This is a genomic window from Streptomyces sp. NPDC085866 (assembly GCF_044541035.1).
Classification (GTDB): Bacteria; Actinomycetota; Actinomycetes; order Streptomycetales; family Streptomycetaceae; genus Streptomyces.
The window spans coordinates 13,997-27,063 of the sequence record NZ_JBITSQ010000015.1 but is presented as its reverse complement, the minus strand read 5'-3'; the positions used below and the strand labels follow the sequence as shown (position 1 = coordinate 27,063).

Annotated in this window: 11 protein-coding genes; 3 read left to right on the top strand and 8 right to left on the bottom strand. The window is 70.9% G+C overall.

The window, feature by feature from the left end:
• Nucleotides 1-32: 32 nt before the first annotated feature.
• Nucleotides 33-944 (bottom strand): MerR family transcriptional regulator, encoded by a 912-nt coding sequence (locus ACIF83_RS33140; protein ID WP_393480708.1) that lies wholly within the window; start codon nucleotides 942-944, stop codon nucleotides 33-35.
• A gap of 49 nt (nucleotides 945-993) precedes the next feature.
• Between ACIF83_RS33140 and ACIF83_RS33135 the strand changes: the two genes are divergently transcribed.
• Nucleotides 994-1,653 (top strand): GNAT family N-acetyltransferase, encoded by a 660-nt coding sequence (locus ACIF83_RS33135; protein ID WP_393480711.1) that lies wholly within the window; start codon nucleotides 994-996, stop codon nucleotides 1,651-1,653.
• On the opposite strand, the gene ACIF83_RS33130 is transcribed toward ACIF83_RS33135, so the two are convergent.
• The 7 genes from ACIF83_RS33130 to ACIF83_RS33100 all read right to left on the bottom strand — a co-directional run bounded on the left by ACIF83_RS33130 (nucleotide 1,620) and on the right by ACIF83_RS33100 (nucleotide 9,958).
• Nucleotides 1,620-2,807 (bottom strand): hypothetical protein, encoded by a 1,188-nt coding sequence (locus ACIF83_RS33130; protein WP_399732448.1) that lies wholly within the window; start codon nucleotides 2,805-2,807, stop codon nucleotides 1,620-1,622. The two genes, ACIF83_RS33135 and ACIF83_RS33130, sit on opposite strands and share 34 nt — an antisense overlap.
• Complete coding sequence (locus ACIF83_RS33125; protein ID WP_393480717.1) at nucleotides 2,807-3,622, bottom strand: polysaccharide deacetylase family protein; 816 nt, start codon at nucleotides 3,620-3,622, stop codon at nucleotides 2,807-2,809. The genes ACIF83_RS33130 and ACIF83_RS33125 overlap by 1 nt, the downstream gene beginning before the upstream one ends.
• Nucleotides 3,623-3,762: 140 nt before the next feature.
• Entirely contained in the window at nucleotides 3,763-5,307 is a 1,545-nt protein-coding gene (locus ACIF83_RS33120; RefSeq protein WP_399732445.1) for a PQQ-binding-like beta-propeller repeat protein, read from the bottom strand.
• A gap of 219 nt (nucleotides 5,308-5,526) precedes the next feature.
• Nucleotides 5,527-6,030 (bottom strand): ATP-binding protein, encoded by a 504-nt coding sequence (locus tag ACIF83_RS33115; protein ID WP_145887424.1) that lies wholly within the window; start codon nucleotides 6,028-6,030, stop codon nucleotides 5,527-5,529.
• Between the two features lie 286 nt (nucleotides 6,031-6,316).
• Complete coding sequence (locus ACIF83_RS33110; protein WP_393480722.1) at nucleotides 6,317-7,084, bottom strand: enoyl-CoA hydratase/isomerase family protein; 768 nt, start codon at nucleotides 7,082-7,084, stop codon at nucleotides 6,317-6,319.
• Between the two features lie 245 nt (nucleotides 7,085-7,329).
• A complete protein-coding gene (locus tag ACIF83_RS33105) occupies nucleotides 7,330-8,577 on the bottom strand; it encodes an Ig-like domain-containing protein (RefSeq protein WP_393480725.1) in 1,248 nt (415 codons plus the stop codon).
• Nucleotides 8,578-8,734: 157 nt separating this feature from the next.
• Nucleotides 8,735-9,958 carry an Ig-like domain-containing protein gene (locus ACIF83_RS33100; protein ID WP_398139820.1) on the bottom strand — a complete coding sequence of 408 codons (1,224 nt, stop codon included), beginning with the start codon at nucleotides 9,956-9,958 and terminating at the stop codon, nucleotides 8,735-8,737.
• A gap of 233 nt (nucleotides 9,959-10,191) precedes the next feature.
• Here ACIF83_RS33100 and glgX point away from each other — a divergent pair, with 233 nt between their 5' ends.
• Both glgX and ACIF83_RS33090 read left to right on the top strand, forming a co-directional pair.
• Complete coding sequence (glgX, locus tag ACIF83_RS33095) at nucleotides 10,192-12,438, top strand: glycogen debranching protein GlgX (protein WP_393480730.1); 2,247 nt, start codon at nucleotides 10,192-10,194, stop codon at nucleotides 12,436-12,438.
• Between the two features lie 112 nt (nucleotides 12,439-12,550).
• A complete protein-coding gene (locus tag ACIF83_RS33090; RefSeq protein ID WP_398139821.1) occupies nucleotides 12,551-13,057 on the top strand; it encodes a SigE family RNA polymerase sigma factor in 507 nt (168 codons plus the stop codon).
• Nucleotides 13,058-13,067 lie beyond the last annotated feature (10 nt).

The following is a 13,067-nucleotide window of genomic DNA, read 5'->3' as shown; positions in this document are numbered from 1 at the left end:
CATGCCGTGTCGGCGTACTGTCGCTGGTCAGATTAACGGCCCGCGCGAGCGCGGAGCGCGGCGACCACCCAGGCGAAGTCCTCGGCGTGCGGGGGCGCGGGCTGCCGGTTCACGATGGCGAGCAGTTCGCGGTAGCGGGCGACCCGCTCGTTGAAGCCGGCCGTCATGCGTTCCAGCACCGCGGTCCGGTCCGCGTCGCCGAACAGCTCCCGCAGCACGTCCTCGGCCTCGGGCGCCGCCGGGTCCGTGCCGCGCTCCCGCGCCGGTGCCACCAGCTCCACGAGGCGCCTGGCGAACCACATCGACCTCCCGGGCGGCGCCCCGGGCGCCCGGTCGGCCGCGTTGAACTCGACTGCCCGGCGCATCTGCGCCCGGAACTCAGGGTCCTGGAGCATCTCGGCCAGCTCCACCCAGGCGTCGACCTGCTCCGGTGTCGGATTCTCCGCAAGGTCCACGGCGGTGCGCCGCATCCGCTCCTGGATGTCCGGGTCGACCGTGTCGAGGCCATGCAGCGTCTCGGCCACGAACTCCGCCATGATCCGCTGCCGCTCGGCGGCCGACAGTCGTGCCAGTCTGTTCATCAGGGTCATCTCCTCCGCGCTCGAACCCCGTCGGGCCACGCTCGACAGCACCGCCCGCGTCACCTTCAGCGCCCGGATCTGGGCGTCGAGGGCCGCCACGTGGGTGGCCGCGACCTCGGCCACGGTGCGCTCGCCGGCCAGTACCCGGTGCACGTCCTCGAGGCCGAGCCCCAGCTCGCGCAGGGTGCGGATCAGCTCCAGGCGGGCCACGGAAGCGGTGTCGTAGAGCCGGTAGCCGCCCGCGGACCGGCCCACCGGGGGCAGCACGCCCTCGTCGGACCAGTAGCGGATGGTGCGCACGGTCAGGCCGGTGGCCCGGGCCAGCTCGCCGATGGTGAAAAGTCCGGTGCCGTCGTCGATCACGTCTGCGAGTCTGGGCCTTCCAGTCGGTGGAGACTCAAGGAGCACGGTTTTGGAGACCTTGCGGGACATTCTCGACGCGGCGGCGCAGGGCGTCTTCCCGCCGGCGGACGGCGGCACGACGGTCGTTCCCCAGCCCTCGCCCCGGGACGCCGGCGTCCTGGCGTTCACCGCCCACTCGGTCGTGTTCACCGACGAGGATCCGGACTGGGTGCACGAGACGCTGCGTGCGGTCACCGAGGAGTGCGACGCGCTGGCCGCCACGATGAACGCGCGCTTCCTGACCGCCCTGATGGACCGCACGGGGCTCCGTACGGACACGGTCGACGTGATGGTCGTCGGGTCCCCGCTGCAGGGGCGTGCGGCGCTCGCACTGCGGGAGATCGCCGACCCGTCCCACCCGCGGGTGGTCAGCTCGCGCCGGCGGCGCGACGACGTCCGGGTGTGGGCCGCGGACGGCGGGGTGCTGGTGCTGGGGCGCGGGGTGGCGGGCCGGCTGGAGGTGGCGGTCGAGGTGGACGACGCGGTACGGCACCGGGGACTGGGCCGGGCGCTCGTGACGGCGGCACGGCAGCTGGCCGACGAGCCGGTGTGGGCCCAGGTGTCGGCGGGGAACGCCCGCAGTATGCGGGCGTTCCAGGCGGCCGGGTACCGTCCGGTGGGCTCGGAAGTGCTGCTTCAGCGGAAGATGCCGGTGTGCCCCAGTGAGTAGCGGCCCGGCTGCGGGTAGACGGCGAGGCCGTGCGGGCCGCTGCCGACCCCGATGCGGGCCAGTTCGGTGCCGGTACGGGTGTCGATGGCGTACACCTCGGAGTTGTACCGGCCGGAGAGCCACAGCACCTTGCCGTCGGAGGAGACCCCGCCCATGTCGGGGCTGCCGCCGCCGGGCAGGTGCCACTTCTTGGTGAGCCGGTTCTCGGCGAAGTCGAAGACCGAGATGGTGCCCTCGCCGCGGTTGGAGATGTACATCTCCCGGGAGTCCCGGCTGATGTACAGGCCGTGGGCGCCCTTGCCGGTGGCGAGGAACTCCGGTTTGTCGAAGGCGCCCCCGTTCACGATCCACATTCCGTTGGCCACCATGTCGGCGATGTAGAACAGCTTGCCGTCCGGGGAGACCTTGACGTCCTGCGGCATCGCGCCGTGCAACGGCAGCTTCTGCTGGGCGACGACCTTCATCCGCGCGGTGTCGACCTTGAGCAGTTCGCCGTTGAACTCGCAGGAGACGATGAAGTAGCGGCCGTCCAGGGAGAAGTCGGCGTGGTTGACGCCGTAGCAGCTGACCGGGACGGCCTTCACGACCTTCATGGTGTGCGCGTCGCGGAAGACGAGCTGACGGTCCATGGAGGCCATGACGACCGCGTACTTGCCGTCGGGCGTGAAGTACAGGTTGTACGGGTCGTGCACGGCGACCGGCCGGCCGGCCTTCCCGGTCCTCGGGTCGATGGGGGTGAGGCTGTTGCCGAGGTCGTTGTTGACCCAGAGGGTCTTCAGGTCCCAGGACGGCACCACGTGCTGGGGCTGCCGGCCGACCGGGATGGTCTTGAGGATCCGGTAGGTCTCCGGGTCGATGACCGTGACGGTGTCGGAGTTGGTGTTGGGGACGTACACCCGGGACGGGAAGTCCTTGACGACCGGGGAGAGTCGGTTCGGCCGGTCGGCCGCGTAGACGTCGGTCGGGTCCAGCACCGGGGGCATCCCGGGCAACCCGTCCACCTGCTGCTTCTTCAGCTGCGGCTGGGCAGGCGCCTTGCTGCCGAGGGCCTCGTTCTCCTTGTCCTGGGCGCCACCGCTGCACGCGGACAGCAGTGCCAGGGCGGTGAGGGCGGCTCCGGCGGCCAGGAGGCGGGCGGCTTTCGTGGTTCGCATCAGCTCAGCAGCTCCGTGGTGGTGACCGCGCGCAGGTGGCGGCGGTCGAGTTCGTGGAGTACGGCGGGGAGGGCGGCGACCGTGTCCGGATACCCGAAGTGCAGGCTGACCACCGATCCGTTGCTCACTTCGGCGAGAACCTTGCGGGTGACGGCGGCGGCGCCGGGGCGGGTGTAGTCGAGCGAGTCGACGTCGTACGACAGGACGTGCGGGTAGCCCGCGGCGCGGGCGAGCCGGGTGACCAGCGGGGAGGCCGTCGGGGAGCGGGAGGGCCGGAACCAGGTGCCGATCGAACCGGTGAGTCGCTTCAGCCGGTCTGCGCAGTCGGTGATCTCCTTGCGGGCCTCGGCCTCGGCCATGGCGTTGATGGAGATGTGCCGCTGGGTGTGGTTGCCGAGGTCGTGGCCGCCGTCGAGGATGCGGCGGGCCAGGCCCGGGTGCTGGTCCAGCCAGGTGCCGACGGCGAGCACGGTCAGCCGGGCGCCGTGCTGTTCGGCCGTACTGAGCAGGGACTCGGCGATGTCGGGGTCGCCCTGCCCGTGGAAGGTGAGGGCGACCTGGGGGCGGGTGCCCGGGCCGTGGGTGATCTGGGCGGGCAGGCCGGCGTAGGCACGGGGGGCGGGGGCGGCGTGGGAGGTGGCCGCGGGACGGCCGGACGCGTCGGCGGGTGGGGCTGACCCGGGATGCGCGGCGGTCGTTGCGCCGGGCCGGGCGTCCTGGCCTGCGCCGCAACCGGCGGCGAACGCGCCCCCGGTGACGAGCCCGGCACCCGCGCGCAGCACCCCGCGTCGGTTGGTCGTGGTCACCCGCACCATTTAAGGGGCGTTGGGTAAGAAAACGGCCGATTGCGCCGATCGAGGGGCGATTTCGGGTCGCAGGGGCCACCGGAATCCGCGCACACGGACGTGCCCGATCCTCCGTAGGGGGTCGGGCACGCCCGTGCCGTGGAGCGGTCCTACGCGGTGCCGAAGGCCACCAGGTGCCCGTCCCTGGTCCCTACGTAGACCCGGCCGCCGTCGGTGGCGGGCAGTGACCACTTGGACGCCGTTGCGATCGGGAAGGAGCGGCGCAGGTGCAGGGTGCCGTTGACGGGCACCGGGTCGTAGACCCGCAGCGCGCTGGCGGAATCGGATTTGTGGACGGTCCAGACGAGAGCGGAACCGGGCGTCGTTCCGTTGGAGGTGATCACCGGCGAGGACGAGCCGTACCCGAAGTTCTCGACGCTGGTACCGGCGCTGGTCAGGACCGGAGTGCCGGCGCTGTTCACCGAGTACTTCAGCGCGCGAAGCGGCGAGCGGCCGCTCCCGGTGTCGGTGGCCACCGTGTACACGTAGCCGCCGTCGCCGCCCCAGACGCCGGGGTGGCCCCAGATTCCCTCGAACGGTCCGGCCGCGCTCACCGGGTTGTCCGTGCCGTTCGGCCCCTGGCCCATGCCGCCCAGATGGTCCCGGTCCAGCAGGAAGATCCGGCCGTCCTTTCCGACCTGGACCAGCAGGCGCGGGTGCGCGGTGGTGCCGAAGCTGTTCGGCAGGGCGACCGGACCGCCCGAGCCGAGGTCGGTGTCGTGCGCGTCCATGGTCTTGTTGTTGGTCGGGCTGAAGAAGTTCCTGGCCGAGAGGCTGCCGTCACTGTTCACGCCGAGCCGCACCACCGACTCCCCGAGGCCGGCCGGGGGCAGGTAGCCGGGTCCGGCGCTCGGCGAGGCGCCCGTTCCGGCGCCGTTGCCGGTGGCGAGGAAGATGCGCCCGTTGCCGTCCGAGACCAGCCCGCCGCCGCTGTGCCAGATGCCGGCCTCCTTGCCGTCGGAACCGGCCTCGGCGGACCACAGGGTGAGCTTGCGGCTGGTGACGTTCACACCGACGACCTGGCCGACGTACGGACCGTGGTCGCAGTACGAGGCGAACCCGGCGTACACCGACCCGTTCATCAGCAGCAGGCCGGGGCGCTGTGCTGCCGTGAGCGGGTTGAACGGGTGGCCGGGGCTGTTGGTCGGCGTGCCCTTGACGGTCAGCGGCCAGCCCGGGCGCTCGGCGCCGGTGGAGGCGCTCAACGCGTGGATGTACCAGTGCGGGTGCAAGGTGTCCGGGCCGTCGTTGACCTTGCTGGTGAGGTAGACCGTGTTGGACGACGCGTCGTACACCGGAGTGGCGGTGATCCCGGTCAGACCGCTGTCGCAGTTGACGGCCGAGGTGGGCCAGGCCGGACCGAGCTGGCGGGTCCAGCTCTTCTTCCCGGTCGCGGCGTCGATCCCGTAGACGTAGTTGTTCTGTGTGGCGACGACCACGTTGGTGCCGGTGACCAGCGGTTGGGCTGCCACCACTCCGTTGACCGAGGTGGACCAGCGCTGTCCGAAGGCGGACGACGACACCACGGACGGCGAGAGCTTCGGCTCGTGCGAGTCCCACCCGGTGCGCAGGTTGTTCACCGAGATGGTGGATTCGACGGCCTGTGACGGAGCGGCGATCCCGAGCAGCAGGAGACCCGCCGTCGTCGCCGCCATGACCCTGGGCCTCAGCAGCCCTCGTCGTCCTCTTCCTCGTCGGTGCGTCGGTGAAGTGAGTAGCGCCATGTGATCCGCCCTTGTCTCCGGGTTGCGTGGACGCCGGCATCCGGTCGAGGGCCATTCTGGTGACTGACAGTCACATCATCGGCACGCCAAGGGCGCGTGGCGGAGGATTCATTCACAGGGAGCAAGCCGCCGGGTCTCCTCGACCCGGCTCTAACGGTCGGCGACCCGCATCTCGAACCAGGTGGTCTTGCCGCGCGGCAGGAGGTCGACGCCCCAGCGGTCGGACAGCTTGTCCACCAGGAACAGGCCGCGACCGCTGACGTCCATTTCCTGAACCGGCATCAGACAAGGCAGCCCGCGCGAGGGATCGCGGACCTCGACGCGGATCCAGCCGCGGCGGCGGCGCATCCGGAGGCCGAAGACCCGGGCCCCGGTGTGCCGTACGGCGTTGCCGACGAGTTCGGAGACGAGTAAGACCGCGTCCTCGGTCATCTTGGGGGTCAGCCCCCACTGCCGCAGTACGACGACCTGGGCGAGCCGGCGCGCGGTGGCCGCGGACTCCGGGCGGGACGGCAGCGGCACCTCCGCCTCCGTCGGGTTTCCGAACAGTTCGAGCGCCTTGAGCGCCTGTTCGTCCTCCACCGCGGGCGACCACCGCGCCGCGGCCGCACGGCTGTGTCCCCGCGGCTGTTCGATGCCCTCCAGCCCCGCCATGCCCCCATGATGGCCGTCCGGAGCCGTCTCCGGGGCCGTTCCGGAGGAATACACCCCCCCTGCACCCCTGCCGCGCTCCGGCCTGGCGGCATATGCCGATGACATGTCCGATCTTGGAACAGCCTGTCTGACCTGCGGCGACGGCTCACTTCCCGGCAATCGACGGACTCCCTCGACGAGGCAGGTTTAAGGTTGTCTTAAGGCTCCCATAAACCGCCCCATCGAGGGACCCGGATCAGACAAGGCGTCAATTGCAAGCCTCACCGGGGAAGTTCATCGGTGAACTTCACAGAAACTTCGCCTTGCCCGGCCCCTCCTCGACGAAGCTGCGCATGCCCCGCTCGCGGTCCTCGGTGGCGAACAGACCCGCGAACCAGTTCCGCTCGACGGCGAGTCCGGTGTCGATGTCGGTCTCCAGGCCGGTGTCGATCGACTCCTTCGCCGCACGCAGCGCGATGGCCGGCCCCTGGGCCAGCTTGGCGGCCCAGGCGTGCGCCTGCTCGTAGACCTCGGCGGCCGGGACGACCCGGTCCACCAGACCGATCGCGAGGGCCTCGTCGGCCTTCACCATCCGGCCCGTGAAGATCAGGTCCTTGGCCTTGGAGGGGCCGACGAGGCGGGGCAGCCGCTGGGTACCGCCCGCACCCGGGATGAGACCGAGCAGGATCTCCGGCTGGCCGAGCTTGGCGTTGTCGGCGGCGATGCGGTAGTCCGCGCACAGGGCCAGCTCGCAGCCACCGCCGAGCGCGTACCCGGTGACCGCCGCGACGACGGGCTTGGGGATGCGGGCCACGGCGGTGAAGGAGTCCTGCAGGGCGCGGGAGCGCAGGACCATCGCGGTGTGGTCCATCGCCTGCATCTCCTTGATGTCCGCGCCCGCCGCGAACACCCGCTCGCCGCCGTAGATGACCACGGCGCGCACGTCCTCGCGGCGCGTGGCCTCCTCGGCGAGTTCCTTCAGCCGGTCCTGCGTGGCGACATCCAGCGCATTCATCGGCGGCCGGTCCAGCCGCAGCGTTCCGACACCTTCGGCGACTTCGAGATTCACGGTCATGCGCAGCAGGTTAACGGGGACTAACGGCAACTGGGCCGGTGCGGTCCATCACACCCGGCCGGGGGTCTGGGGGTTGCCCCCCAGGCAGGCACAGCACGGGGACTAACGGCAACTGGGCCGGTGCGGTCGATCACACCCGGCCGGGGGTCTGGGGGTTGCCCCCCCAGGCAGGCACAGCACGGGGACCAACGAGTGCGGGCCCGGTGCCGTGGGTGACAGCGCCGGGCCCGTAGCTCAGACAGGGCTCACTTCTTCCAGTCGGCCCAGGACATGTTCCAGCCGTTGAGGCCGTTGGCCGGGTCCACCGTGCGGTCGTGGGAGTTCTTGACGATCACCACGTCGCCGCTCATCGAGTGGTTGAAGAACCAGGCCGCCGGCACGTTCTTGTCGTAGCCGCCGCGCACGTCGCGCAGGCCCACGCAGCCGTGGCTGGCGTTGTAGTTGCCGAAGGCGTCGCCGCCCCAGTAGTTGCCGTGGATGAAGGTGCCGGAGTCGGTGAGGCGGATGGCGTGCGGGACGTCCTTGATGTCGTACTCGCCGCCGTAGCCGACGGTCTCGCCGTTCATCCGGGTCACGACGAGCTTCTCGCGCATGACCATCTGGCCGTTCCAGGTGTCGTAGCCGGGCTTGCCCGTGGTGACCGGGATGGTCTTGATGACCTTGCCGTCCTGGGTGACCTTCATCGTGTGCTTCTTGGCGTCCACGATGGAGACCTGGTTGCGGCCGATGGTGAACTTCACCGTCTTGTGCTGCTTGCCGTAGACGCCGTCGCGGCCCTCGACGCCGTCGAGGTTGAAGTCGACGGTGACCTTCGTGCCGGACTTCCAGTACTTCTCGGGGCGGAAGTCCAGGCGGTCGTTGCCGAACCAGTGGCCCTCGACGTCGACGGCCGGCTCCGTCTTGATCTTGATGGCCTTCTCGACGTCGTCGGGGTTGGTGATGCCGCGGGTGAAGCGGACCGAGAACGGCATGCCCACACCGACCGTGGAGCCGTCCTCGGGGGTGAAGTTGCCGACGAAGGTGTTCTGCGGGGTGAGCGTGGTGAAGCTGGAGTCCTCGGCGGCCTCGCGGCCCTCGGAGTCCTTGGCCACCGCGTGCACCGTGTACTTGGTGCCGCCCGCCAGATGGGTCGACGGCGTCCACGAGGCGCCGCCGCCGGTTATGGTGCCGTCGACCTTCGCGCCCTTGACGTCCTTGACCGTGACCTCGGTCAGCTTGCCCTTGGTCACGTTCACCTTCAGCGCGCCGCTGGTGTCGACGCCCGTGGCACCGGACTTGGGGGAGATGCTGACGGCGGCCGTCGACTGCTTGCTCTGCTGCGTGCCGGAGTCCTTGCCCTTCCCGTCGCCGGAACCGGAACCGGCCCCGGACCCCGAGTCACCGCCGCCGCACGCGGTGAGGGTCACGAGCAGAGCGCCGGCTATGAGCGCCAGCCCCTTACGGCCTCTCCCCCGGCTCCCCACCGACGCCCCCGAAACAGGCCGCACGTTCACTTGTTCTCCCCTCGCCGGGCCAGGTCAGGCCCGCTCCCCACCACACTTGGTGTGCGCATGTTAACCGCAGGGTTTTGAGCGAGGTGTCAGGTGAATGTCACTGTTCCGTCGCGATTTCAACCGGCCGCCCTCGCCCGCAATCCCGTCCCTCATCTGGTTACTTGACCGCGCTGCCCGCTTTCCACTCCTTCCAGGTCATGTTCCACCCTCCGAGGCCGTTGTCGGGAGAGACCGTTTTGTCCTTGCTGTTGACGACCTCGATGACGTCTCCGACCAGGCTGCGGTCGAAGAACCAGCCCGCCGGAGTGTCCGAACTGCCGCCCTTGACGTCCCGCAAGCCGACGCAGCCATGGCTGACGTTGACCCGGCCCGGGGCGTCCGGGGACCAGTAGTTGCCGTGCAGGAAAGTGCCGGAGTCGGTGAGCTTCATGGCGTGCGGGACGTCGGGGATGTCGTACTCGCCGCCGAAGCCGACCGTCCGGCTGTTCATGCGGGTGACCTCGAGCATCTCCATCACCACCATCTTCCCGTTGTAGGTGGTGGTCTTGGGCGCGCCCGCGGTGATCGGCACGTTGGCCAGCAGCTGCCCGTCGCGCCGGACCTCCATCATGTGCTCGGCCGCGTCCACCAGGGAGACCTGGCTGCGGCCGACGGTGAAGGTGAACGTCTTGTCCTGCAGGCCGAAGGCGCCGGGCGCCCCTTCGACGTCCCTGAGGCCGAGGTCGACGGTGACCACGGTGCCGGGCTTCCAGTAGCGCTCGGGGCGGAAGTCCAGGCGGTTGTTCCCGAACCAGTGCGGGCGGATCTCCACGGGTGGCTTCGCGGTGACCCGTACGGCCCGTTCGACGGCGGCACGGTGGGTGATCTCCCGGCTGAAGGAGAGGGAGACGATCATTCCGGTGCCGACGGTGGATCGGTTCTCGGGGGTGACGTAGCCGATGAACCGCTCAGCGGGGACGAGGGTGGTGAACGTGGTGTGCCGGGCCGAGCGACGGCCCTGGGCGTCCAGCGCGACCGCGTCCACGGTGTACTTGGCGGCGAGCGCCAGCTGTCTGTCGTCCGGTTCCCAGCTGAGCCCGTCGGCGCTGATGTGCCCGGGGACCGGGGAGTCCTGCGCGTCCTGGGACTTGACGACCTTCACCTTCTCCAGGCGCCCGTCGGGTACCCGCACCCGCAGCCGCTCCCCGGGTCTGACGGCCGTTCCGCCGTCGTCGGGGGTGACCCGGATGACGTCCTCGGCGGCCGGGTGTTTGCCGAGGACCCGGTCGAAGTCCAGTCCGCCGGGGCTGCCCGAGGAGCAGCCGGCCAGCAGACCTGCCCATGTCAGTACGGCGGCCAACACTGCCCCTGCGCGCCGTGCGCGCCCTTGTACGTGCCTCACGTGGGACTCAACGACCGGGCACGCTCCGGGGAAACGTGAGTGCGACGCCAGGGCTGGGCAGAACAGTGGGGAGGACGACGCGAAGGGGAGCCGCCGCGCCACGTCGGAGCCGTCGGGGCGCAGCCGTACCGGGCGGCCGGGCGTGCCCGGGACCGGAAGGGTCCGGGCACGCCCGGCCCTTCGGCACGGCCGACTGCGCCCCGGGGGCGAGCCACTGAAAGAGGGGCCGACTGGTGACGAGCGCAGCCGAGCAGCGGGCACTGGCCGAGGGGCGGGCCGCCGAGAGCGGGCACCCGGCGGCCGTGGTGGACGGCGCCCGTCGCGCCCTGCCGGCCGCCCCGCCCGCGTGGCCGGGTGCGCCGACTCCGCTCGGGGCCCGGTTCCGGGTCGGCCCGGACGGGGTCGCGGGCACCAACTTCGCGCTGTGGGCAGGCGGGGCGGAGGCGGTCCGGCTGTGTCTGTTCGACGAGCGGGGCCGGGAGACGCAGATCCCGCTGACCGAACTGACGCACGAGATCTGGCACGGCTTCGTCCCGGGCGTGATGCCGGGACAGCGCTACGGCTATCGCGTCGACGGCCGCTGGGACCCGTGGACCGGCGCCCGCTGGAACCCGGCCAAGCTGCTGCTGGACCCGTACGCGCGGGCGGTGGACGGCGAGTTCGGGCTGCCGCCCGAGGTGTACGGGCATGTCCGGGACTGGCCGGAGCAGCATGTCGCCGACACCGTGCGCGACGGCCGGGACTCGGCGCCGTACGTCCCCAAGGGTGTCGTGGTCCACGATGACGACGACTGGTCCGACGACCGCCGCCCCAAGACGCCCTGGGCGGACTCGGTGATCTACGAGCTGCACGTGCGCGGCTTCACCAAACTGCACCCGGGCATTCCCGAGGAACTGCGCGGCACGTACGCGGGTCTGGCGCACCCGGCCGCGATCGAGCACCTGGTGAAGCTGGGTGTCACGGCCGTGGAGCTGCTCCCCGTGCACCAGTTCGCCCACGAGGACCACCTGCTGCGCCGCGGCCTGAAGAACTACTGGGGCTACAACTCCATCGGCTACTTCGCCCCGCACGCGGCCTACGCGGCCTCCGGCACGACGGGCCAGCAGGTCGGCGAGTTCAAGCGGATGGTCCGCGCGCTGCACGCGGCCGGCATCGAGGTCGTCCTCGACGTGGTCTACAACCACACCGCCGAAGCGGGCGAGCTGGGCCCCACGCTCTCCCTGAAGGGCATCGACAACCGCGGCTACTACCGCCTCCAGGACGACGCCCGCCGGTTCGCGGACTACACCGGCTGCGGCAACACACTGCACGTGGTCCAGCCCCAGGTCCTGCGGCTGATCACGGACTCGCTGCGCTACTGGGTGACGGAGATGGGCGTGGACGGCTTCCGCTTCGACCTGGCGGCGGCCCTGGCCCGCTCGATGCACGACGTCGACATGCTGTCGCCCTTTCTGGCGGTCATCGCCCAGGACCCCGTGCTGCGCCGGGTGAAGCTCATCGCCGAGCCGTGGGACATCGGCTCGGGCGGCTACCAGGTCGGCGCGTTCCCGCCGCTGTGGACGGAGTGGAACGACCGCTACCGCAACGCCGTACGGGACTTCTGGCGTCACGCCCTGCCCGACGTGCGGGAGATGGGCTACCGCCTGTCCGGCTCCAGCGACCTGTACGCCTGGGGCGGCCGCCGCCCCTACGCCTCGGTCAACTTCGTCACCGCGCACGACGGTTTCACCCTGCGCGACCTGGTGTCGTACGAGACCAAGCACAACGAGGCGAACGGCGAGAACAACCGGGACGGCACCCACGACAACCGGTCCTGGAACGGCGGAGCGGAGGGGGAGACGGACGACGAGCGGGTACGGGCCCTGCGGCGCAGGCAGCTCAGGAACCTCCTGACGACCCTGCTGCTGTCCACCGGCGTGCCCATGCTGGTAGCCGGCGACGAACTCGGCCGCACCCAGCGCGGCAACAACAACGCCTACTGCCAGGACAACGAGATCAGCTGGCTGGACTGGTCCCTGCTGGACGACCCGGCCTGGCGCCCGCTGTTCGACCTGACCTCCCGGCTGATCGCCCTGCGCCACCGGCACCCGGTGCTGCGCCGCCGCGCCTTCTTCTCCGGCCGCGCCCACTCGGCGGACGGCCTGCGCGACCTGGCCTGGTTCACCTCCCGGGGCGAGGAGATGACCGAGGGCGACTGGTACGCACCCGCCGCCACGCTTGGCATGTATCTGTCCGGACGGGACATCCCGGGCCGGGACGAACGGGGCGCGCCGGTCCTGGACGACAGCTTCCTCGCGGTGCTGCACGCGGGCGACCGGCCGACGGGCTTCGTGCTGCCGGGGCCGCCGTGGGCGGAGCGGTACGAGGTCGTCGTGGACACCTCGCGCGAGGAGCAGGCCGAGGCGCCGGGCACAATCCACCCGGCCGGTACACAGATCACGGTGCCGGCGCGGGCGGTGCTGCTGCTGCGCGTCGACTGACGCTGTGTGAGTTCTGTGCGTGACGCGGATCACGCCGGCCGAGTGCAGCGCGGGAGGGGGGCCAGGGCCTTACCCCCTGTGGAGACAGTCGGCGAGAACGGGGACCGCGGGAATGGAGCAGGCTCGGGCAGGTGAGTACGACGCATTCGTGACGGCCCGCTGGTCGGTGTTGTTCCATCTCGCACGTCTGCTCACCGGAGGGGACCGGCATCGCGCCGAGGACCTGTTGCAGGAGTCCTTGGTCAAGCTGTGGTTCGTCTGGCCGAAGGTCGCCGACGAGGCGCCGGAGGCCTACCTGCGCAAGGTGCTGGCCCGGGCCGCGGCCCGCTCCGCCCGCCGGCGCTGGTGGGGCGAGCGGCCCGTCGAGGAGCTGCCCGAGGTCGCGGCGGCCGGCGACATGTCCGCGACCGTCGCCGAGCGCTCCCGGCTGGAGGCGGCGCTCGCCCAGCTGACGCCGCAGCAGCGGGCCGCCGTCGTCCTGCGCTACTACCAGGACCTGCCCGACCGGCAGGTCGCGGAGACCCTGGGCTGCCCGGTGGGCACGGCCCGGTCCCACGCCGCACGCGGAGTGGCCCGGCTGCGCCGGCTCCTGGCCGACGTCATCGAGCCGGTGGGGTGAGGAAAGAAGC

What these genes read in the sequence shown, in the direction of transcription:
- ACIF83_RS33130 (WP_399732448.1), bottom strand. Translation starts at nt 2,807, where the DNA reads ATGCGAACCACGAAAGCCGCCCGCCTCCTGGCCGCCGGAGCCGCCCTC.
- ACIF83_RS33125 (WP_393480717.1), bottom strand. Translation starts at nt 3,622, where the DNA reads ATGGTGCGGGTGACCACGACCAACCGACGCGGGGTGCTGCGCGCGGGT.
- ACIF83_RS33120 (WP_399732445.1), bottom strand. Translation starts at nt 5,307, where the DNA reads ATGGCGGCGACGACGGCGGGTCTCCTGCTGCTCGGGATCGCCGCTCCG.
- ACIF83_RS33115 (WP_145887424.1), bottom strand. Translation starts at nt 6,030, where the DNA reads ATGGCGGGGCTGGAGGGCATCGAACAGCCGCGGGGACACAGCCGTGCG.
- ACIF83_RS33110 (WP_393480722.1), bottom strand. Translation starts at nt 7,084, where the DNA reads ATGACCGTGAATCTCGAAGTCGCCGAAGGTGTCGGAACGCTGCGGCTG.
- ACIF83_RS33090 (WP_398139821.1), top strand. Translation starts at nt 12,551, where the DNA reads ATGGAGCAGGCTCGGGCAGGTGAGTACGACGCATTCGTGACGGCCCGC.